Origin of the sequence: Paenibacillus sp. FSL H8-0034 (assembly GCF_038000305.1) — a bacterium.
Taxonomy (GTDB): domain Bacteria; phylum Bacillota; class Bacilli; order Paenibacillales; family NBRC-103111; genus Paenibacillus_S.
In genome coordinates, this window is the sequence record NZ_JBBOBS010000001.1 from 3,724,014 (window position 1) to 3,746,022 (window position 22,009).

The 22,009-nt window shown below is 44.3% G+C and carries 26 protein-coding genes; 24 read left to right on the forward strand and 2 right to left on the reverse strand.

The window, feature by feature from the left end:
• The first annotated feature begins 13 nt into the window (after positions 1 to 13).
• The 18 genes from NST47_RS16820 to NST47_RS16905 all read left to right on the forward strand — a co-directional run bounded on the left by NST47_RS16820 (position 14) and on the right by NST47_RS16905 (position 18,233).
• Positions 14 to 853: a hypothetical protein gene (locus tag NST47_RS16820; RefSeq protein WP_341156118.1), complete on the forward strand. Its 840-nt coding sequence runs from the start codon at positions 14 to 16 to the stop codon at positions 851 to 853.
• A gap of 124 nt (positions 854 to 977) precedes the next feature.
• Entirely contained in the window at positions 978 to 1,742 is a 765-nt protein-coding gene (locus NST47_RS16825; RefSeq protein WP_076232911.1) for a DUF3388 domain-containing protein, read from the forward strand.
• Positions 1,743 to 1,780: 38 nt separating this feature from the next.
• Positions 1,781 to 2,629 (forward strand): helix-turn-helix domain-containing protein, encoded by an 849-nt coding sequence (locus NST47_RS16830; RefSeq protein WP_341156119.1) that lies wholly within the window; start codon positions 1,781 to 1,783, stop codon positions 2,627 to 2,629.
• 30 nt (positions 2,630 to 2,659) lie between these two features.
• Positions 2,660 to 3,151 carry a YajQ family cyclic di-GMP-binding protein gene (locus NST47_RS16835; protein ID WP_341156120.1) on the forward strand — a complete coding sequence of 164 codons (492 nt, stop codon included), beginning with the start codon at positions 2,660 to 2,662 and terminating at the stop codon, positions 3,149 to 3,151.
• Between the two features lie 77 nt (positions 3,152 to 3,228).
• Complete coding sequence (gene rimO / locus NST47_RS16840) at positions 3,229 to 4,557, forward strand: 30S ribosomal protein S12 methylthiotransferase RimO (protein WP_341156121.1); 1,329 nt, start codon at positions 3,229 to 3,231, stop codon at positions 4,555 to 4,557.
• Entirely contained in the window at positions 4,554 to 5,132 is a 579-nt protein-coding gene (gene pgsA, locus NST47_RS16845) for a CDP-diacylglycerol--glycerol-3-phosphate 3-phosphatidyltransferase (RefSeq protein ID WP_076232922.1), read from the forward strand. The genes rimO and pgsA overlap by 4 nt, the downstream gene beginning before the upstream one ends.
• 50 nt (positions 5,133 to 5,182) lie before the next feature.
• Positions 5,183 to 6,430, forward strand: a complete 1,248-nt coding sequence (locus tag NST47_RS16850) for a competence/damage-inducible protein A (RefSeq protein ID WP_341156122.1) — start codon at positions 5,183 to 5,185, stop codon at positions 6,428 to 6,430.
• 208 nt (positions 6,431 to 6,638) lie between these two features.
• A complete protein-coding gene (gene recA, locus NST47_RS16855; RefSeq protein WP_076232926.1) occupies positions 6,639 to 7,688 on the forward strand; it encodes a recombinase RecA in 1,050 nt (349 codons plus the stop codon).
• Positions 7,689 to 7,745: 57 nt separating this feature from the next.
• Positions 7,746 to 8,468, forward strand: a complete 723-nt coding sequence (locus tag NST47_RS16860) for a RecX family transcriptional regulator (RefSeq protein ID WP_341156123.1) — start codon at positions 7,746 to 7,748, stop codon at positions 8,466 to 8,468.
• A gap of 330 nt (positions 8,469 to 8,798) precedes the next feature.
• Positions 8,799 to 10,346: a ribonuclease Y gene (gene rny / locus NST47_RS16865; protein WP_275900822.1), complete on the forward strand. Its 1,548-nt coding sequence runs from the start codon at positions 8,799 to 8,801 to the stop codon at positions 10,344 to 10,346.
• A 102-nt stretch (positions 10,347 to 10,448) separates the two neighbouring features.
• Positions 10,449 to 11,243, forward strand: coding sequence for a TIGR00282 family metallophosphoesterase (locus NST47_RS16870; RefSeq protein ID WP_341156124.1), 795 nt, complete (start codon positions 10,449 to 10,451; stop codon positions 11,241 to 11,243).
• 133 nt (positions 11,244 to 11,376) lie between these two features.
• Positions 11,377 to 11,637, forward strand: coding sequence for a stage V sporulation protein S (locus NST47_RS16875; RefSeq protein WP_028597363.1), 261 nt, complete (start codon positions 11,377 to 11,379; stop codon positions 11,635 to 11,637).
• Positions 11,638 to 11,732: 95 nt separating this feature from the next.
• Positions 11,733 to 12,677 (forward strand): dipeptidase, encoded by a 945-nt coding sequence (locus tag NST47_RS16880; protein WP_341156125.1) that lies wholly within the window; start codon positions 11,733 to 11,735, stop codon positions 12,675 to 12,677.
• Positions 12,678 to 12,908: 231 nt separating this feature from the next.
• The gene (locus NST47_RS16885; protein ID WP_341156126.1) at positions 12,909 to 14,660 is read left to right on the forward strand and encodes a 2-oxoacid:acceptor oxidoreductase subunit alpha; all 1,752 of its coding nucleotides are present in this window, start codon (positions 12,909 to 12,911) and stop codon (positions 14,658 to 14,660) included.
• On the forward strand, positions 14,648 to 15,514 hold the full coding sequence (locus tag NST47_RS16890; protein ID WP_076232937.1) for a 2-oxoacid:ferredoxin oxidoreductase subunit beta: 867 nt from the start codon (positions 14,648 to 14,650) through the stop codon (positions 15,512 to 15,514). Before NST47_RS16885 ends, NST47_RS16890 begins: the two co-directional genes overlap by 13 nt.
• 77 nt (positions 15,515 to 15,591) lie before the next feature.
• The gene (pduL, locus tag NST47_RS16895; RefSeq protein WP_341156127.1) at positions 15,592 to 16,161 is read left to right on the forward strand and encodes a phosphate propanoyltransferase; all 570 of its coding nucleotides are present in this window, start codon (positions 15,592 to 15,594) and stop codon (positions 16,159 to 16,161) included.
• 92 nt (positions 16,162 to 16,253) lie between these two features.
• The gene (gene miaB / locus NST47_RS16900; protein WP_341156128.1) at positions 16,254 to 17,723 is read left to right on the forward strand and encodes a tRNA (N6-isopentenyl adenosine(37)-C2)-methylthiotransferase MiaB; all 1,470 of its coding nucleotides are present in this window, start codon (positions 16,254 to 16,256) and stop codon (positions 17,721 to 17,723) included.
• A 117-nt stretch (positions 17,724 to 17,840) separates the two neighbouring features.
• Positions 17,841 to 18,233 carry a RicAFT regulatory complex protein RicA family protein gene (locus NST47_RS16905; protein ID WP_341159685.1) on the forward strand — a complete coding sequence of 131 codons (393 nt, stop codon included), beginning with the start codon at positions 17,841 to 17,843 and terminating at the stop codon, positions 18,231 to 18,233.
• Between the two features lie 163 nt (positions 18,234 to 18,396).
• Here the strand turns inward: NST47_RS16905 and NST47_RS16910 are convergent, their stop codons facing one another.
• Together NST47_RS16910 and NST47_RS16915 are read right to left on the reverse strand one after the other, a co-directional pair.
• Positions 18,397 to 18,729, reverse strand: coding sequence for a L,D-transpeptidase (locus tag NST47_RS16910; RefSeq protein ID WP_341156129.1), 333 nt, complete (start codon positions 18,727 to 18,729; stop codon positions 18,397 to 18,399).
• A 33-nt stretch (positions 18,730 to 18,762) separates the two neighbouring features.
• On the reverse strand, positions 18,763 to 19,221 hold the full coding sequence (locus NST47_RS16915; RefSeq protein ID WP_341156130.1) for an Hsp20/alpha crystallin family protein: 459 nt from the start codon (positions 19,219 to 19,221) through the stop codon (positions 18,763 to 18,765).
• A gap of 162 nt (positions 19,222 to 19,383) precedes the next feature.
• Here NST47_RS16915 and NST47_RS16920 point away from each other — a divergent pair, with 162 nt between their 5' ends.
• The 6 genes from NST47_RS16920 to NST47_RS16945 all read left to right on the forward strand — a co-directional run bounded on the left by NST47_RS16920 (position 19,384) and on the right by NST47_RS16945 (position 21,956).
• On the forward strand, positions 19,384 to 19,620 hold the full coding sequence (locus tag NST47_RS16920) for a spore germination protein (RefSeq protein WP_341156131.1): 237 nt from the start codon (positions 19,384 to 19,386) through the stop codon (positions 19,618 to 19,620).
• A 1-nt stretch (position 19,621) separates the two neighbouring features.
• Entirely contained in the window at positions 19,622 to 19,828 is a 207-nt protein-coding gene (locus tag NST47_RS16925; RefSeq protein WP_341156132.1) for a spore germination protein GerPB, read from the forward strand.
• Positions 19,829 to 19,956: 128 nt separating this feature from the next.
• Positions 19,957 to 20,640 carry a spore germination protein GerPC gene (gene gerPC / locus NST47_RS16930; RefSeq protein ID WP_341156133.1) on the forward strand — a complete coding sequence of 228 codons (684 nt, stop codon included), beginning with the start codon at positions 19,957 to 19,959 and terminating at the stop codon, positions 20,638 to 20,640.
• Positions 20,637 to 20,834: a spore gernimation protein GerPD gene (locus NST47_RS16935; protein WP_341156134.1), complete on the forward strand. Its 198-nt coding sequence runs from the start codon at positions 20,637 to 20,639 to the stop codon at positions 20,832 to 20,834. Before gerPC ends, NST47_RS16935 begins: the two co-directional genes overlap by 4 nt.
• On the forward strand, positions 20,831 to 21,205 hold the full coding sequence (locus NST47_RS16940; RefSeq protein ID WP_341156135.1) for a spore germination protein GerPE: 375 nt from the start codon (positions 20,831 to 20,833) through the stop codon (positions 21,203 to 21,205). Before NST47_RS16935 ends, NST47_RS16940 begins: the two co-directional genes overlap by 4 nt.
• Positions 21,206 to 21,209: 4 nt before the next feature.
• Complete coding sequence (locus tag NST47_RS16945; protein WP_341156136.1) at positions 21,210 to 21,956, forward strand: YqjF family protein; 747 nt, start codon at positions 21,210 to 21,212, stop codon at positions 21,954 to 21,956.
• Positions 21,957 to 22,009 lie beyond the last annotated feature (53 nt).

Consider the following 22,009-nt stretch of genomic DNA (forward strand, 5'->3'; position numbering starts at 1 on the left):
CGGCTAGAGGTAGTTGAGTAAGAAGAGATGGACAACGGGGCTCTATACTTTATGTATACTATTTGTACTTGGAGGCTGTGGCAAGAACATTCCCGCAATTGACCCCGCTTTACTGGAATCCAAAGTTTCCGTTTTAATCATTTCCAAAGAACATGTATCGGATTCTACAAAATCAACTTTACAAAATACATTGATAGCTTGGCGTGACAGTCATCATATTGCTTTTGATTGGATGGCGGATACAGCAGTGCTTAAGGAAGCACAGATAACCGCTCTGAAAACGAGACCCTATACATACATAATTGTCATAGGAAACGAGCTTACTCGACAAGTACTGCCTATTGCTACAGCAATTCCCGACAAAAAATGGATTTTGCTCGATGATACGGTATCGGGTGATAATCCGCCAGTCACGGATAAACATATCGTATGGAAACAGACGGGGCAAGGCTTTATGGACAAGCAATGGGACGAGTGGGTTAAACAGCAGCAAATATTAGGTAAATCCATTGAATGGGTGACAGTGGGCGCCAGGCCGATACCATCGTTGTGGGCACCTTCCGAGGAGGCCGAAACGATAGGTCTGTCCGATGCCGAAGGCTGGTTCCCGCAATTTCAGAATCAGGTCAGGAGACATGGGCCCAGCTGGATAGCTATTTATTCTCCTTTGGATGCCAGTTCCTTACAGAGGGTTAAAAACCTGAAGGTGCCCGTAATCGATATGACAGCTGTTTCCATAGAGCTGCAGTGGGGCATCCTTATGACCTCAATATTGCAAACCATAGAAACCCAGACATGGACGAATGGAAATCAGGAATATACTTCCCAGGAAATACAAATCATTAAGCCTTAATCAAGAATAATAAAGATTTCTTTAAGAAGTAGGAAGGAATTTCTCGAAAATTGTAGAATATTTTTGTAACATGCTCCAAAAATTTGAGTTGATGTGTGATTATCATCGATATGAGGTGCCTATAATGGAAACAAAGCAGTGGTATATGGAATACAGAATACATAAAAATCGTCCTGGCTTATTAGGGGATGTAGCTTCCCTGATGGGGATGCTGGATATTAATATTGTCACGATTAACGGGGTGGAAGATCGGACCCGTGGTATGCTGCTGCAAACCAATGATAATGAAAAAATTGACTTGATGGGTAAAATGCTGCGAAAAGTGGATAATATAACTATAACGGCACTCAGAGAGCCCAAATTGGTTGATATATTAGCTGTTCGCCATGGCAGATATATTGAAAGAGATTCGGATGATCGTAAAACATTCCGCTTTACGCGTGATGAGTTGGGTCTTCTGGTTGATTTTCTCGGTGAAATTTTCAAGCGTGACGGCAATCAGGTCGTTGGACTCAGAGGCATGCCGCGCGTAGGCAAGACGGAATCGATCATAGCCGGGAGCGTTTGCTCCAATAAACGTTGGAATTTTGTATCCTCAACATTGCTGCGTCAAACGGTTCGCAGTCAATTATCTGAGGAGGAAATGAACCCGAACAATATTTTTATTATTGATGGTATCGTATCGACCATTCGTTCCAATGAAAAGCATCACTCCCTTTTACAGCAAATCATGAGTATGCCTTCGACGAAAGTCATCGAGCATCCGGATATTTTTGTGCGGGATTCTGAATATACGTATGAGCATTTCAATTACATTGTAGAGCTGCGCAATACACCTGATGAAGAAATCAATTACGATGCCATAACAAACGGTATCAATGATTATTAATAATCCATTACAATGAACGTTCCGAAAGGGGTGAGAACATGTCTGATCTTGGGCAATTGTTGCGAAAAGCACGGTTGGAAAAAAAGATTTCATTAGAAGATTTGCAGGAAAGCACAAAAATTCGTAAGCGCTATTTGGAAGCGATTGAAGATGGAAACTACAAAATATTACCCGGTAATTTTTATGTCAGAGCATTTATCAAAAGTTATGCCGAAGCAGTGGGTCTGGAGCCTAATGAAATATTGAGCTTATATCAAAATGTGATTCCCGCGGCAGAGCCAGACCATATTGAACCTACTCGCTCCAAGAGAACGACACGAAATACGGAAAGAATGGGCAAATGGGTTTCCACTGTCATGATGATTGCCTTTTTTGTTCTCATCCTGGGGATCATCTATTATTATCTAATAATGAATTATAATAATAAGCCGCATGAAGCCAATCCTGTAAATGAACCGAATCGGGTCACAGATAAGGTGGATCCTAATGCCAATAGCGGCAGTGTGACTACACCCGTTTACGACAAAAATGCACCAGTAGTGCCTGCTCCACCTCCTGTACCTGTAGTGAAAACTGAGGTGAAGCTGGTCAAAAGCCAAGGTGGCACCGATTATTATTTGGTTTCCAATGCAGATAAGCTTACGATCCAAATGAAGATTGTAGGCGATGCTTGCTGGATGCAGATTGATTCATTAGGAGAACCACGAGATACGCTCGAGCAAGGCACCTTCACTAAGGGTAAGGAGCAAAGCTGGGAGCTTACCAATTCGGCATTTATGATTTTTGGCCGCTCCAATGCAGTTGAATTGAATGTGAATGGAACCCCTATTGTGCTGGGCGACACTCCAAATGCCAAACGGGTTCAAATCGATTTGCAAAAAGTGTAAGTCAATTAATTATATAAAGGAAGTGCGACCATGGCTGACGAAAGTTTTTTTGATATTGCCTCGAAAATGGATATGCAGGAATTGAACAATGCGATTAATCAAGCGGAGAAAGAAATTATGACCCGATTTGATTTTAAAAATAGCAAAAGCAGTATTGCAGTTGAAAAAGATGAATTAGTTATCGTCTCCGATGATGAGTTCAAGCTGCAAAACGTAATTGACATTTTGCATTCCAAGATGGCTAAACGGGGAATTTCCTTGAAAAACCTCGAATACGATAAAATTCAACCAGCTTCATCCCAGACCGTTCGGCAAAAGGTGAAGCTCAAGTCAGGAATCGATCAGGATAATGCCAAAAAAATCAATATCATGATCCGGGATTCCAAGCTAAAGGTGAAAAGCCAAATTCAGGGCGATCAAATCAGAGTTTCTGGCAAAAGCAAAGACGATTTACAACAGGTTATCCAGCTTCTTCGCAAAGCGGATCTGCCTCTTGACCTACAATTTCTAAATTTTCGTTAATATACATTTTTGACACTATTCATTCGGTTCGTTTATACTTGACCCATAGGCTTGATTCACTATTGGAGGATATGGATATGACAGAGAAAGTAAAAGTAGTTACGCTCGGCTGCGAGAAGAACCTCGTTGACTCCGAAATCATGTCAGGACTTGTTTTTGGACGTGGCTACGAATTAGTATCGGATAAGGAAGAAGCTACTGTAATTATAGTTAATACCTGCGGGTTCATTGATGCAGCAAAGGAAGAATCCGTGAATACGATATTGGATATGGCTGATTTGAAGCAGACTGCTAATTTGAAGGCATTGATTGTTTCCGGATGCTTGACTCAACGCTACAAGAAAGAGCTCATGGAAGAAATGCCTGAAATTGATGGTATCGTAGGCACAGGAGATTTTGACAAAATTAATGAAATTATTGAAGAAGCACTTGCTGGGAAAAAGCCGGTCTTGGTGGGGAACCCGGTTTTCAACTATGATAAGCCGCTTCCACGTCGTGTGACGACTCCGCGTTATACCGCTTATGTGAAAATTGCCGAGGGCTGTGACAATGCCTGTACGTTCTGCAGTATTCCGATCATGCGCGGTAAGTTCCGCAGCAGAAGCATGGAATCCATTATTGCGGAAATTGAGCAATTGGCTTCGCAGGGCGTTCGGGAAATCAGTCTGATTGCACAGGATTCAACAAATTATGGTACGGATTTGTATGACGGATTTATGCTGCCTGCGTTGTTGAACAAGGTTACGGAAGTAGCCGGAATTGAATGGGTCAGACTGCACTATGCATATCCGGGATTTTTTACCGACGAATTGATCGACACGATTGCTTCAAACCCAAAGGTATGCAAATATGTCGATATGCCTTTGCAGCATAGTGAAGATATTATTTTGAAGCGGATGAGAAGACCAGGCAGACAGCAGGATGCCAAAGCATTGATTGACAAAATTCGTTCGCGAATTCCGAATGTTTCACTTCGTACCTCGCTTATTGTAGGGTTCCCGGGTGAGACTGAGCAGGATTTTGAAAATTTGAAGAGATTTGTTACAGAAGTTGAATTTGACCGCTTGGGTGTGTTTGCCTACTCACAAGAGCAGGATACACCAGCTGCCCGTTTGCCGGATCAGGTTCAGGATGATGTAAAGGAATATCGGGCTAATACCATCATGGAAATTCAGCGTAGTATTTCTAATATCCGTAACGGAAATCGGGTAGGCCAGACCGTGGATGTGTTGATTGAAAAGTATGACGGCAGAAATGATGTCTATATTGGCCGTTCCCAGTACGATGCTCCTGAGATTGACGGAGAAGTGTTTGTAAAAGGGGCACAGCTTAAGATTGGAGAGTTAGCCAAGGTTCACATTACCCACTCATTCGAGTTTGATTTGTCCGGGGAGGTTGTGGCATGAACCTGGCCAATCGGATCACTTTGGCGAGGATCTTTTTAGTACCTATCATTATGTTTTTCTTGCTTGTTAATTTAAAGTTTCCTCAAATTGAAATGGATCAGTTCAGCATCACCTACAACCAAATTATTGCAGCGCTTATTTTTATCATTGCGGCTTGGACAGATGGCCTGGACGGGTATATTGCCAGGAAGCGTAAGCTTGTAACAAATCTGGGGAAATTGCTTGACCCCTTGGCTGATAAGCTTCTTGTATCTGCTGTGCTCGTATCCTTAGTTGAGATGGATAAGGTCGGCGCATGGATCGTGATTGTGATTATTAGCCGGGAATTTGCCGTTACAGGATTACGACAGATCGCTTTGCTTGAGGGTCATGTCATTGCGGCTAGTAAATGGGGTAAATGGAAAACAGCAGCTCAAATTACGGCAATTATTGCACTGCTGATCAACAATTTTCCATTTGCTTTTATTAATCTGCGCTTTGATTTATTTGCAAGCTGGGTCGCGGCTATCATAACCTTGTATTCCGGTTTGGATTATTTTATTAAAAATAAACATGTCATTAACTTTAACGAATAAACAGTAGGAGTTTCCTATTGTTTTTTTGTTCCATTCGGGAGGTAGTTTGAATGAGAGCTGAGATTATAGCGGTTGGTACAGAGCTTTTACTAGGACAGATTGTGAATACCAATGCTCAGTATTTGGCCCAAGGGTGTGCAGATTTGGGTGTAAGTGTATATTACCAGACCGTTGTCGGTGATAATGAAAGCCGCTTGGCGGACGCCCTGCAAATTGCCAAAAGCCGGGCCGATTTAATCATTTGTACAGGCGGACTTGGACCGACCCAGGATGACCTGACCAAGGATGCGCTCGCCGCTTTTCTGGGACAAAGGATAGTCACCCATCAGCCCTCAATGGATCATATCGAACAAGTGTTTGGTTCGAGAGGCATTCATATGGTCGAAAGCAATCGCAGGCAGGCGCTTATGCTGGAGCACAGTGATCCTTTAACGAATGATGCAGGAATGGCTGTAGGTATCGCTTTGACCCAGGATGGCACACACTACATACTATTACCCGGTCCCCCTAAAGAAATGAAGCCCATGTTCGATCATTACGCAGCACCGTGGATTGCGTCGAAGATGAGCGGGGTTCATCCCTTGTTCTCGAGGATGTTGAAATTTGCGGGAATTGGTGAATCTACGCTTGAACATGAACTTTTAGACCTTATTCATGCGCAAACAGACCCAACCATAGCTCCTTATGCCAAGGAGTCTGAGGTTACGATACGCATTACCACTCGCGCCTCTTCACAAGCGGAAGCGGATGTAAAGCTGGAGCCGCTGGAGCAGGAAATCAGAAGCAGGCTTGGAGACTACATATACGCCTCTGTAGACGTTCCAATTGAGCAAGAGGTCATACGTATCATGAAGGAGCGCAAATTGCTCCTGGCAGCTGCTGAGAGCTGTACAGGAGGGCTCCTCGGACATATGCTGACCGCAGTCCCCGGAAGTTCTGCCGTATTCCGTGGAGGTATCGTTTGTTATTCCAATATGTTGAAGAATAAGCTGCTGGATGTGCCGATGAGTATTCTGGAAGGAGCAGGAGCTCCAGGGGCAGTCAGCGCGGAAACAGCCGGTATTCTGGCAGAACAGATGCGACTTAAGGCAGATACCGATTATGCAGTTGCTATCACTGGGGTGGCCGGACCGGATGAATCCGAAGGAAAGCCGGTAGGTCTTGTGTATCTGGCTATTGCCTGCAAAGAAGGGCTGCCGGTTGTGGAGCGGCTGCAGTTGTCCGGTAATCGGGACAATATCAAGCTTCGTGCTGCAAAGGCGGCATTATACCAATTGTGGAAGCGTTTGGCGGTTTGATAGAGCTGGGATTGATATAATTAGAACTTGAAAGCGCACAGCCAATGTAATATAATAGAGGAAGCGGAAGAACCGTAACAATGGATCACATTTTGTTACGGTTTTTCTTTGGACCATAAACAGAATGTATGTTCGCAAAAATGCTTGGCAACACCATCAAAATAGGTTATTATTATACTTATCCAATACGGAAAAGGAAGTGAGTGTTTTGTCAGATCGGCGCGCAGCACTAGACAATGCCCTTCGTCAAATTGAAAAGCAATTTGGTAAAGGATCGGTTATGAAACTGGGTGAATCCGCCCATATGAAGATTGATGTTATCCCCAGCGGATCTTTGGCTCTTGATATTGCCCTCGGCATAGGAGGATTCCCACGTGGTAGAATTATAGAGGTTTTTGGCCCTGAATCATCGGGTAAAACAACAGTTGCGCTTCATGCTATTGCTGAGGTGCAGCGAGTAGGCGGAACAGCGGCTTTTATCGATGCTGAGCATGCACTAGATCCTTCCTATGCAAGTAAGCTTGGAATTAATATAGACGAGCTGCTGCTCTCCCAACCGGACACGGGTGAGCAAGCATTGGAAATTGCTGAAGCATTGGTACGCAGTGGAGCTGTAGATATTATCGTTATTGACTCGGTTGCGGCACTGGTTCCTAAAGCGGAAATTGAAGGAGACATGGGAGATTCCCACGTGGGTCTGCAAGCACGTTTGATGTCACAGGCATTGCGTAAATTATCCGGTGCTATCAACAAATCGAACACGATTGCAATTTTCATCAATCAGCTTCGTGAGAAGATCGGTGTTATGTTCGGTAATCCGGAGACAACCCCGGGCGGAAGAGCATTGAAGTTCTACTCCTCCGTACGTTTGGATGTACGTCGTGTAGAGAGCATCAAGCAAGGCAATGATATGGTTGGTAACCGTACAAGAATTAAAGTAGTTAAGAATAAAGTAGCGCCTCCATTCAAGCAGGCAGATATTGATATTATGTATGGCGAAGGTATTTCCAAAGAAGGAAGCATTATCGATATCGGTGCTGAAATGGATATTATTCAAAAGAGTGGCGCCTGGTATTCCTTCAACGGTGACCGATTGGGTCAAGGTCGTGAGAACTCCAAGCAATTCTTAAAGGATAATCCGCAAGTAGCTGATATTCTTGAAAATAAGATTCGCGAAAATGCCAACTTGTCAGCAACCGTCGATGCCGACTTGCTGAATAACGAGGAAGATGATGAAGATTTGGAAGAAGTTGAATAAAGCAGATGAAGGGCACCTTACTCAGGTGCCCTTCCGTTGCATTCGGAGTGATAAATCATGGATGAAGAAGTAAATGAGTTGAAGGAGCTGCCTTTAAAAGAAGGCGTAATAACCAAAATAGAGCGACAAAAAAGAGCCAAGGATCGTTACAATTTATATATCGAAGAACAGTATGTATTTTCTATACATGAGGATGTGCTGATCAAATACAGTTTGGCCAAGGGTACGGCAATCGATGAAAAAGAGCTGAAAGCGATAGTAGATGCTCAAGACAAACAGCAGGCTTATTTGGATGCCATTCGTTTATTATCGTTCAGGCTGCGTTCCGAGCACGAACTAAAGGCACGTCTGCGACAAAAGAACTATGAGCTTCCCACAATTGAAGACACGCTGGACCGTCTTAGACGGGAGCAGTATATAGATGATTCCTTGTTTGCTGAACAGCTGACACAGCAGCGTATTCATTCAGCCAAGAAGGGACGTAATTGGATTAAGCAGGAGCTTCAGCAGAAGGGGCTCAAATCTGAACACATTACAAGTGCGATTGGTCAAATTGACGAACAACTGGAGTATAGTAATGCTTATAATCTGATTTATAAAAAATATGGTTCCAGTTTAAAGCCGGACTCAGATGTGCAAAATATTAAAAGAAAAGCCTATGCCTTACTGCAAAGAAGAGGCTACAATTCAAGCGTGACCACTCGTGCTGTACGCGAATTAACGGATGCCGTCAGTCGTGGTATGGACAATGAGGATTGGGAGATTGAATTTGAAGAATGAAATTCATTTGTAATACGAATAGTTAATAATGTAAACTAATTAGGCTGCAGAACAGGTTTGAATACGGTTTAGGTATAAAAATTTGGCAGGAATTTAATAATTTCTACAAAGTAAAGCATTTCTCATGTCATACACCTTGACAAGCTTCTTCGACAAAAGATAAAATGAGCATGTATAATTTTGTACAATCAACCTCTCTGTTATGCCTAAACAGGAAGGTTGGCAAAGTAAAATCGCCAATTTTTACTTTTCTTACTGCTTGTTAAACGGATTAAAAACCATACGACCCCCAAGCTTACCCCTTGGAGAAACAACGAGGAGGTGAACTGGATGAACATACATCCAGCCATCTGGATCTTAATCATTCTCGTTGTTGGTGCTATTTGCTTAGGGATTGGTTATTTTATCCGCAAGTCCATTGCAGAAGCGAAAATTTCAAGTGCTGAGCAAGCCGCTGAGCTAATCAAGGATGGCGCTAAAAAAGAGGCGGAGGCACTAAGGAAAGAAGCGGTTGTGGAGGCCAAGGATGAGATTCACAAGCTCCGAACCGAAGCTGAAAAAGACATTCGTGATCGTCGAAATGAATCACAACGACAAGAGAGACGATTGTTGCAAAAAGAGGAATCGCTGGATAAAAAATTAGAATCTCTTGAGAAAAAAGAAGAGCAAGTCGCCAACAAAGAGAAGCGGATTGAAGAAACCCAATCACACATTGACGAGATTTATAAGAACCAGGTTACCGAGTTGGAACGTATTTCCGCATTGACCACGGAAGATGCCAAACAAATTATTTTGACCAATGTGGAACAGGAAGTACGGCATGAAACAGCTCAATTGATTAAAGAGATCGAACAGCAAGCCAAAGAAGAAGGCGACAAGAAAGCCCGTGAAATCATTACGTTAGCCATCCAGAGATGCGCTGCTGATCACGTAGCGGAAACAACGGTATCGGTGGTAACATTGCCGAATGAGGAAATGAAAGGACGAATTATCGGACGTGAGGGTAGAAATATCCGCGCGCTTGAAACACTCACAGGGATTGATCTTATTATCGATGATACCCCTGAAGCTGTTATTTTGTCCGGTTTTGATCCGATTCGTCGTGAAATTGCCCGCACTGCCCTTGAAAAACTGGTTGCAGATGGACGTATCCATCCTGCCCGTATTGAAGAAATGGTTGAGAAGTCCCGCAAGGAAGTGGACGAACGGATTCGTGAATACGGTGAACAGGCAACCTTTGAAACCGGCGTTCATGGATTGCATCCAGACCTGATCAAGATATTGGGTAGATTGAGATTTAGAACCAGCTATGGACAAAATGTATTGAAGCATTCCATGGAAGTTGCCTATTTAACAGGATTGATGGCTGGAGAACTCGGGGTAGACGTGACATTGGCGAAACGTGCCGGTCTCCTGCATGATATCGGTAAAGCCTTGGATCATGAAGTTGAAGGATCTCACGTTGAAATTGGCGTAGAGATTGGTAAGAAATATAAAGAGCATCCAGTCGTAATCAACAGTATTGCTTCCCATCATGGTGACTGTGAAGCCACTTCGGTCATAGCGATGCTGGTAGGTGCAGCAGACGCTTTATCCGCTGCTCGTCCGGGAGCGCGCCGTGAAACATTGGAAACGTACATTAGACGTCTTGAAAAGCTGGAAGAAATTTCAGAGTCCTTCGAAGGTGTTGAAAAGTCGTACGCAATCCAGGCAGGGCGTGAGGTACGTGTCATGGTTCAGCCTGAAAAGGTGGATGATACGGAAGCTTTCCGTTTGGCTCGTGATATTACGAAGAAAATTGAGAGTGAACTGGATTATCCGGGGCACATCAAGGTTACAGTTATTCGCGAAACGCGTGCTGTTGAATATGCTAAATAAAGAATTTCATACTTGATCAGAGAAAAGTGGCTGAATAAGCCACTTTTCTTTTGACTTGCAGAGCATTTACAACTGCTGGCGAAGAAGAGGAGCTTGTATCACATGAGAATATTATTTATCGGGGATATTGTTGGATCTGTTGGGCGTAAGGCTTTAAAGGCTTGCTTGCCAGGACTCAAAACGAAACTGAATCCAACCTTTATTATTGCCAATGGTGAAAATGCCGCTGCGGGCAGAGGCATCACTTTACCGATTACGAAGGAGTTATTCGAAATGGGGGTCCATGGTATTACGATGGGCAACCATACCTGGGATCAAAAAGAAATTTTTGATTTTATCGATAATGAGGAACGTATGGTCAGACCGGCGAATTTTCCCAAGGGAACACCGGGCAGAGGTTATACAACAATTAAAGTGAAAGGTCATGAACTGGTCATCGTTAATTTGCAGGGCCGTACGTTTCTGCCGCCTTTGGACTGTCCTTTTGAAAAAGCAGATGAAATCATAGATGCCGTGAAGAAACGGAATAAACATATTCTCGTCGATTTCCATGCAGAAGCGACTTCGGAGAAGCTGGCGATGGGCTGGCATTTGGATGGTAAGGTCTCAGCGGTTGTAGGGACACATACCCACGTACAAACCCATGACGAGCGAGTGCTGCCTTTGGGAACAGCCTATGTGACGGATGTGGGCATGACAGGCCCACGTGATGGGATACTGGGAATGGAAAAGGTTGCAGTCATGCAAAAGTTTAAAACACAGCTGCCTGTAAGATTTGTCGTAGATGAAGGTAAATGGCATTTTCATGCGGTTTGTATCGATCTGGACCCTACGACGGGTCTGGCCAAAAAAATTCAGCTGATCCGCAAGGACGAAGATCAAATTCTATTCGAATAATGTAAGGGATAATGCTTGAAATGGACGCTGCATGGCGTGAAGAGGAGATCATCTTCGGGAAGATGGAATTAACGTGAAATGGGCCGAATAGGATAAATGGAAGCCATTCATCATTCTCGAGGAGGTACTTTTCATGGATGTATTAAAAGTTTCAGCAAAATCCAATCCAAATTCCGTAGCAGGCGCATTAGCGGGGGTGCTGCGTGAGCGCGGCGCGGCCGAACTGCAAGCCATAGGTGCCGGTGCTTTAAATCAAGCAGTCAAAGCGGTGGCGATTGCTCGAGGGTTCGTCGCTCCCAGCGGAGTTGACCTGATTTGCATTCCGGCCTTTACCGATATTGTAATTGATGGAGAGGACCGTACGGCCATCAAATTGATTGTCGAGCCCAGATAGCTAACTTATTCATGATAAAACGCGGAAGACGCCTGTTTACGCCTGTAAACAGGTTTTTTTATGCCCAAAATTGATGAATTTAGGGGGAAAAACTAATGAAGATTATAGATGGACACTGTGATGTGCTGTGGAAGATGTATGATAATCCGCGGGTTGACTTTTATGATTCAGATGCAGCCGAACTGGATGTGAATTATGCTAAAATGGTGGAATCCAATATCAAAATTCAGTTTTTTGCGATATATTTGGCCGAATCGATCCGGCAGCCCGTCTTTGAGCATTATCTCAAATACATAAATATTTTTTATCAGAAGGTGTTAAAGCTAGGCTTGTTGACGGTTATTAAAAATCAAGCTGATTTGGTTCGGGTCATGAGTGGAGATGAGAGAGGAGCCATTCTGACCCTGGAGGGGGCGGATGCCATTCAGGATAACCCTTTATACACTCAAACCTTGTACCATCTCGGAGTTCGGATGATCGGAATTACGTGGAACTATGCGAATTGGGCAGCAGATGGAATTTTGGAGCCGAGAAAAGGCGGATTTTCAAAAAAAGGAAAAATATTTATTAAAGAATGCAATAATTTGGGCATCCTATTAGATGTATCCCATTTGTCGGTACGCTCGTTCTGGGATTTGGCCGAAGCTTCCTCTAAACCTTTCGTAGCTTCTCACTCCAATGCCAAAGCGGTCTGTGATCACCCACGAAATCTGGATGACGATCAACTGCGGGCTATAATCGGCCAGTCAGGACGGATTGGTATGACCTTTGTTCCCTGGTTTGTAGGAGACAAACAACATGCCACTATCGGAGGGCTGCTGAAGCATATTGAGCATATTTGTGCGCTGGGTGGAGAAGCACATATTACTATAGGCTCCGATTTTGATGGCATCGATCAATGGATACCTGGACTTGAGCATGCAGGGCAATTCGATCAGTTGGCGCAGCATTTGAGTAAATATTATAAAGACGATACGATTGAAGGCTTTCTTCACGAAAATTGGCATCGATATCTACAGCATAACTTACCGACTTATTAACCGTTTACATCTTTATTAGATATAGTTGGTTGGTAAATTAATCTCAATTCGGTATGATTTTCATCTAAAATAGCTATCTTTATATTTGATTATAATACTTGCTTTTTAACTCTTATCAGCATAGAATTTGAGTGATGACTGAAAGAATTTTTTTATCTGTTTGTGAATTTTGTTTTAAGCAGATCAGCTTGTAGGAACAATGTTTAGTGACATTTAAAGGAGTGGGCAGCGGTGATTAGCCAATTATCTTGGAAAATCGGAGGACAACAAGGAGAAGGTGTGGAAAGTACCGACAAAATATTCTCGACGGCATTGAATCGTCTTGGATATTATTTGTATGGGTACCGTCATTTCTCCTCAAGAATCAAGGGGGGACATACCAATAACAAGATCAGAATCAGCACAAAGCCTATTCGTGCTATATCTGATGATTTGGACATCCTTGTTGCATTTGACCAAGAAACAATCGATCTGAATGCTTTTGAGCTTCGTGATAATGGAGTTATTGTTGCGGATGCCAAATTTAATCCTGTTGTACCTGAAGGTGTAAAAGCACGGTTGTTCCCAGTGCCGATTACGGCTATTGCAGAAGACTTAGGAACATCTCTATTCAAAAACATGGCTGCTTCTGGAGCATCTTGGGCACTGCTTGGTTTGCCTTTGGAAGTATTTAATAAAGCGGTTGAAGAAGAATTTGGACGTAAAGGCGCTGCTGTCGTAGAGAAAAATATCGAAGCAGTTCGTAAAGCGGCTGAATTTATATTGGAACAAAATGGCGGACCAATGCTTGAATTCCAATTGGAGCCGGCAGACGGCAAGCAAAAGCTGTTTATGATTGGTAATGATGCTATTGGATTGGGTGCGCTTACGGGCGGCTGTAGATTCATGCCGGCTTACCCAATTACGCCGGCATCGGAGATTATGGAGTACTTAATTAAAACGCTTCCTAAGTTTGGCGGTACCGTCATTCAGACGGAAGACGAGATCGCAGCTGTAACTATGGCAATCGGCGGCAATTATGCTGGTGTACGTACGATGACGGCTTCAGCGGGTCCTGGTTTGTCCCTGATGATGGAAGCGATCGGTCTTGCCGGTATGACGGAAACTCCGGTTGTGATCGTAGATACACAGCGCGGCGGTCCAAGTACAGGTCTCCCTACCAAGCAGGAGCAATCCGATTTATATGCAATGATTTATGGAACACATGGTGAAATTCCGAAGATTGTTCTTTCGCCGTCATCGATTGAAGAGTGCTTCTATGACACGATTGAAGCGTTCAATTTGGCTGAAATTTACCAGTGCCCTGTTATTTTGCTTACGGATCTTCAATTATCGTTAGGTAAACAATCCTGTGAGCTGTTGGATTTCAATCGGGTCAAGATTGAACGCGGAAGATTAATGACAGGTGAGCTGTCTCCAACGGAAGATAACAAGCTGTTCAAACGTTACGAATTTGCTGAAGACGGTATTTCGCCTCGTGTTGTGCCAGGACAGAAATACGGAATTCATCATGTTACCGGCGTAGAGCATGACCAGGAAGGACGTCCGTCCGAGAGCACTGAGAATCGTAAAAGCATGATGGACAAACGGATGGAAAAACTGAAGCATGTGAAGGTGACCAACCCGATCCTTGTAGATGCGCCACACGAAGAACCAGATGTGCTCATTATCGGTATGGGCTCGACCGGAGGCACCATTGATGAGGCTAGAGGACGCCTGACTGAGAAGGGCATCGCTACAAATCATGTAACGGTTCGTTTGATGCACCCGTTCCCTGCTGAAGAGCTAAGACCTTATATGGAAAAGGCCAAAACCGTCGTTGTTCTTGAAAATAACGCTACCGGACAATTGGCTTCTTTGATCAAGCTAAACGTAGGGTATGCCGATAAAATCAAAAACTTGCTAAAATACAACGGTAATCCATTTTTACCGGCAGAAATCACAACATTTTGTCAGGAGTTGAACCTAGTATGGCAACGTTAAAAGACTTTCGTAACAATATTAAACCAAACTGGTGTCCAGGCTGTGGAGATTTCTCCATTCAAGCCGCAATTCAGAGAGCTGCTGCGAATGTAGGGTTGGAGCCGGAAGATCTGGCTGTCGTTTCGGGTATCGGCTGCTCCGGACGTATTTCCGGTTATATTAACGCATACGGCTTCCATGGTGTTCACGGACGTTCGCTTCCTATCGCACAAGGCGTTAAGATGGCTAACCGTGAGTTGACCGTATTGGCTGCAGGTGGCGATGGCGACGGCTTTGCAATCGGTATGGGACATACTGTTCATGCGATTCGTCGTAACATCGACATCACTTATATCGTAATGGATAACCAAATCTATGGATTGACCAAAGGTCAAACCTCGCCGCGAAGCGCTGAAGGCTTCAAAACGAAAAGTACACCGGCAGGCTCCATTGAATCCGCCCTTTCACCATTGGAAGTGGCACTAGCCGCAGGTGCGACTTTTATCGCTCAATCCTTCTCAAGCAACCTGAAGCAGTTGACTTCTTTGATCGAGCAAGGCATGCAGCACAAAGGCTTTTCCTTTATCAATGTGTTCAGTCCCTGTGTCACCTTCAATAAGGTGAATACGTATGACTGGTTTAAAGAAAATATCGTGAACCTGGAGGAAACTCCGGACTACGATCCAACCAATCGTGTGATGGCCATGACCAAAATTATGGAGACTGGCAGCATGCTGACTGGCTTGATTTATCAAAACACAGCCAAAACCAGCTATGAAAGTCATGTTCCCGGCTTTAAAGAGCAAGGATTGGCCAATCAAAATATTCAAATCACGGAAGACGAGTTTAATAAATTGGTGGCAGAATTCAAATAATTCGATAAAGACTTTACAAGCATATGGCGATGCCGTATGCTTTTTTTGTCAATACTAAGAATTGAGGTGGCTTTCACATGAATCAAGTACCCATTGGCGTATCAGCCAGACATATTCATTTATCTGAACAACACATCGAACAATTGTTTGGTGAAGGATATCAATTACAGGTATTAAAAGACTTGTCACAGCCGGGGCAGTTCGCAGCTGCGGAGACGGTTGCTGTTATAGGACCCAAGGGACGTTTTGACAAAGTGAGAATATTGGGACCTGCCCGCAGCCAAACCCAGCTGGAAATATCGCGTACTGATGCTTTTACCATAGGTTTGAATCCACCGGTTAGAGAATCAGGACATATTGAGGGAACGCCGGGGGTCACCTTGATTGGCCCTGCTGGTGAAGTAACGATGGACCACGGAGTTATTGTGGCAGCCAGGCATATCCATTTTCATACCGATGATGCAGCCAAATGGGGAATCATGGACAAACAACTGTTAAGCGTCAAGATTAATGGCGAGCGCGCACTCATTCTGGAAGGCGTGATAGCCCGTGTGTCTGACCAATACGCATTGGATATGCATATTGATACAGATGAAGCGAATGCTGCAGGTGCCAAGACCGGAGATATTGCCTGGATCCTATCCTGAAAATAAATTGAGTTTGGGTTCACACTCATGATATAATGGGTTGTCAAGGGTTCAAAATCTCTTTATTGTCAGGATAGAAGGAAGGTGCTCCATTGCCTAAAGATACGAAATACTATGAAAAGTTTTTTCAGCCGCCCTCCCTTACGGACGCGAAGAAACGGGGCAAGGAAGATATCAAGGTTCATTACGACTTTGTTATTCCCGATGAAATGCAGCAGTTCGGGAAGGACAAGTATTATTTAATTCAAACCTACGGCTGTCAAATGAATGAGCATGATACGGAAACGATCATGGGATTGCTGGAGCAAATGGGCTACACAGCTACAGAAGATCGCCGTCAGGCTGATGTTATTCTGCTGAATACATGCGCAGTTCGCGAGAATGCCGAAGATAAAGTATTTGGCGAGCTGGGGCATCTGAAGCATTTGAAGGCTGAGAAGCCTTCACTTGTACTGGGTGTGTCCGGCTGTATGTCGCAGGAGGAAGCGGTTGTCAACCGAATTTTGCAGAAGCATCCTTTTGTTGATTTAATTTTTGGAACGCACAATATTCACCGGCTGCCGGTTCTGCTGAAGGAGGCGTTTTTCAGCAAAGAGATGGTCATCGAGGTATGGTCGAAGGAAGGGGACATTGTTGAGAACCTTCCCAAGAAGCGTGAAGGGATCAAGGCTTCCGTTAACATCATGTATGGCTGTGATAAGTTCTGTACGTATTGTATCGTCCCTTACACACGCGGTAAGGAGCGCAGTCGACTTCCCCAGGATGTTATTGCAGAGGTGAGGGAGCTGGCGCGGCAGGGTTTTCAGGAAATTATGCTGCTCGGTCAAAACGTGAACGCCTATGGCAAGGATTTTGAGGATAGTGATTATCGGTTTGCGGATTTGATGGACGATATTTCCAAGATCGATATTCCGCGTGTACGGTTTACGACCTCGCATCCGCGTGATTTTGACGATCATTTGATAGAAGTACTTGCGAAAAAAGGCAATTTGGTAGAGCAAATTCATCTGCCTGTGCAGTCGGGAAGCAATGAAATCCTGAAACGAATGAGCCGCAAATATACACGGGAGCATTATCTGAATCTGGTTGCCAAAATCAAACAGGCTATTCCGGGTGTAGGACTTACTTCTGATTTTATCGTGGGATTCCCGGGCGAGACGGAGGAGCAGTTTGAAGAGACGCTTTCTCTGGTGCGTGAGGTTCAATTTGACGGTGCCTATACCTTTATATATTCCCCTCGTGAGGGTACGCCTGCTGCCAGTATGGTTGATGATGTACCGATGGAAGTCAAGAAAAACCGTTTGTATCGTTTGAATGATCAATTGGCTCAATATAGTAAAGAGGACAACGAAGGCTCAGTAGGCGAGGTTCTGGATGTATTGGTTGAGGGTGAAAGCAAGAATAACCCTGACGTATTGGCAGGACGTACTCGTAAAAATAAACTGGTGCATCTGGTTGGCCCCAAGGAATTAATTGGTAAAATTGTGCCTGTGAAAATTACAGGCTCGCAAACCTGGTACATGAAGGGTGAATGGCTTCCAGCTACTGCTGTTGCTCAGTAATATATCAATAAATAATTAATCAATTTTTCATAAAAAAAGTAAGGAGCGTGACCGGCAATGTCTGGACATGACAACCACGACCACAATCATGATCAGGAGCATCTTCATTGTGATGAAATGGCACATTATACAAATACGGAGTTAATCGTACGCGAGGATATTTTGGCCAAGGCCAAGGAATTGGCTGAGTTGATTTCGACTTCCAATGAAGTACAATTTTTCCAAAAGGCCGAGGTCCAAATTTCTTCAAACGATACGATTCAAGTATTGATCAGTGCTATCAAGAAAAAACAAAAAGAAATCGTTGCCTTTGAATCCTTCAATAATGCCAAGATGGTGGAAAAAATAGAGAAAGAGATCGTCGAGCTGCAGGATCAACTGGATTCGATTCCAATTGTGAATGAGTTCCGTCAATCTCAAGAGGATATTAACTATCTTCTGCAGCTGGTCATGTCCATCATTCGTGATACAGTATCCGACAAGGTTGCAGTAGAAACAGCTTCAAAGTAAATGATGTTAATTATGAATAGGATTAAATAAATAAACCACTTTGCTGACCTTGGTTGGCAGGGTGGTTATTTCTATTCACGTATGAAAATACAAATTTAACTAATACTACACAGATTATGAGTTGTAGGAATGATGGAAGCGCGGATGGATTACGTTAGTTCCGTTATTGGCGAATTGTAACCTCTGTGCCTACGGATACCATAGAGGCGAGTGTCAGAACATCCTGATTATACATGCGTACACATCCATGTGAAACCAAATGGCCAATCGAAGCAGGATCGTTGGTACCATGGATGCCATAATGCGGTCGGGAAAGGCCCATCCAAAATGCCCCGAACGGTCCGCCGGGATTGGGTACCTTGTTGATGATCGTGTACACGCCTACCGGAGTCTGGGTTAATACTTTACCAATGCCAATGGGAAAACCGCGAGTTACCTTATTGTCATCAAGCAGGTAGAGCATCCGATCCGACAAGTCGATAATGATTCGAATCATAAGTGTTCACTCCTTACCTAATAGATAGTTGCCTTATAAATACCTTACATAAATGTCATAAGCGGTTTGATTTATTTTACGTTTACGCATTTTGATTTGCAAAATTCCGTTTTTGTACGAAGCTTTGCTTAAACGCGGAACGACAAGGCACGGCAGTTTAATGTTTTGTTTTTTCACAAGAGGACTATCCTCGATGCTGACACGGTCAGCTCTTGCTCTGACGATGGGATTCGCTGGTTGGGGAAGCTTGAACTTGACGATGACATAATGATGTGTTTCGAATATTTCGGCTTTGTTGCCTTTAAGTCCACTCAGAATGCCGCTTACAGGCATGGTTTTCTTCAACATTTGCTGGACGTAGTCATCCACCCATGAAGTATCTGTCAGTGGAGACGTATCGGATGCGTCTGGTAGTTCTGGCAGCTTAGTTCCGAGCAAGGCTTCTACTTGTTTCCAACGGGATTGTGGACTGGAACTGCCGCTATGAGACATTTCGTCACGCTCCTTTTCTGCCTTGATTGCTAGTAGGATATGAAGCAGGCTGGGCAGTTGACACAAGGAAATACGCAATAATCAAATAAGAAAAGGTAAAGTGCCATCTGGGCGGCTGTCTGCATACACTACTGTAAGCATGATGAGTAAAGGAGCTTGCCGATGCCAGCAATTGTTGGAAACTTTAAAGTAGTTAACGTCGGACCTAGTTCGATCATTCAGATTGGGGATGCCGTACAGCTTGCACCGAGCAGCGTCTCCAAAACCTTTGCGGGCTCGGGGTCCTTTAATACAGGGGATTTTGCCAATACCCATAATGCGGTAAGCAATACCAATACAAACGATCAAGATGTGAATGATTCCACAACTGCAGAAGCGGGCAATCAGGGGGTTGTATAATATGAATCTCGTTGTTAATCAGCATATTGTTATACATCAGCTCCGTGTAGATGCTGTGACCAATTCTTCTGTCCTGCAGATCGGCAGTGCCGGATTGATCAAGCCCTTGTCAAATATATATAATACAGGCGGCTTTACGGGGCCTGCAGAGCAATTGGCCACTGCGGGCAATGAGATATCATTGGTGCCGTTGCCCAGTCCAACCTGACCGCGGGTGAAGCCGCTGATGATCACATATATTAGTGGTGCCAGCTCTGTATGGGTTGCTGCTGCGTATGAAATGGGCTAACACCCAGACGCATGTTTTGGCATAGGATAGGTATGGAGGTGTTTAGGATGTTAGTGGGTCCGCAATGGCAATTCCAGCAATTCCAGCAGTGGGTATCATATGCCAAACAGCTGCAAGCGCAGATGCAGGTGCAGATGGGTAAAATAGAACGGCTCGAAAAGGCTGTAGAGGCTTTGCAAATCGAGTTAAAAGCCTGCAAGGAGCAGAAACGTATTCATATCGATAAAATCGAATATAAATTTGATCAGCTCAAAGTGGAGAAGCTCGATGGAACGATGAATATCGGAATGTCTCCCGGAGCGCTTGAAAACCTTGCTGTGAATGGAGACGATGACGATAAAAGCACCATAGTGTCGGATACAGGGAATGCTAATGGATTCCAAACGACAAATGGTGAACAGCCCTTTATGCCTCCGCTTGGTATACGTGAGGATATTAGCAAGGAGATGAAGCACTTTATGGAAGAGCAGGTGCCCAAGCAGATTGATCTTCTACAGCAGCAAAGCGGCAAGCAGCTGGACGAATGGCATAGAAAGATGGTTCAGCAGGATTTAAGCAAGCAGCTTGACGGGCGGATGGACTATTACCTGCGGCAGATGAGCCAAGGTGTAACGGTGGATCAGGTGTCCTCGATCAAGGATTCCGTATTATTCCGCACCCAGCAGGATATCCGGTCAGCACTTCAGCAATATTTTCAAAAAATGCCGACTAAAGGTGGAGAAGCCAAATGAATTTTCACGTTACGAACCATGCTTTGTGCGTAGGAGATGTTCGCATTATCGGGGTATCCAGCTCCTCTGTATTTCTCATTGGGGATACCCAGACCATCGTCTGCTCTTCCATATTCGATACGCCACCTGAAGCGGTATCCTCAGGTCCTTTAACGCCATTGCCTCCTGAAGTAGAGGAGGAAAAAAGCGAATGAGCCGTTGGTCGGTAGTACGGCAAATGAAAATAAATAATATTTCATTGGCGTCCATTTTACAAATCGGGGATAATGAGTCTATAAAGGCAAGCACCAAAGCGCTGGCGGTGCAGCGCCAGGTACCGACCTTTTATGAGAATGAGGGGAATCTGGACGCTTATCAGTTATTCAGCCGTGTTATCCCGATTCCCGAGGTGTATGAGGAGGTGGACATGAAAGTGGAGAATGTATGTGATTCCATCCAAGTCAACTGTATTCGCGTGCTGGCAATCTCCGCCTCCTCTATTTTGCAGATAGGATCGAATTGCCAAATAGAAAATGAATCCAGAGTTAAGCATTTTCGTCAGTTTGTGACCGATAAAAAGGAGTGATCGGATGAATGAGCTGCTGGCCACACAATCACATCGTCCTTGGCCGCTGCCGAATGGACCTTGGGTTATGAAGCAAACCTGGGTTGGATTGTTGTTTGCCCATTGGCCGGTTCCTTATGAACAGCTGAGGCCAATGGTCCCCCAGGAGCTTGAGCTGGAAGTTTATGACGGTTATGCTTGGGTTGGAGTCGTTCCATTTTCAATGGAGGGAATCAGAATGAGGGCGGTACCCGAAATTCCATACACCAATCAATTCGCCGAGCTGAATGTAAGGACCTATGTTAAGGTAGGGGACAAGCCAGGTGTGTATTTTTTTAGTTTGGATGCAGCGAGCAAGATAGCCGTCGAAGCGGCGAGATTGTTGTTTTACTTGCCTTATTACCATGCGGATATGGATGCTAGACAAGTCGATGAGCAAATTCATTACAAGAGTGTTCGTAAGGACAAGCGAGGCGCGCAGGTTGCTTTTGAAGGCAGCTATATGCCGGTATCGGCACCTTTCACAAGCACAAAGCAATCCTTCGAGCATTGGCTGACAGAGCGATATTGTTTGTACAGCATGAATGCCAATCATCATGTTTACCGTGGGGATATTCATCATCTGCCTTGGGAGCTGCAGCTTGCGGAAGCGGAGATCAGGACCAACATCATGGCTAGCGGTCAAGGCATTCAATGTGCTGCAAGGAAACCGCTGCTTCATTATGCCAATAAATTGGACGTGCTTATATGGCCGCTCACCAAGGTTCTGTGAAAAAAAGTGGGCAAGTTCATTTGCAAAAATGCATACATTAACTTACAATATAA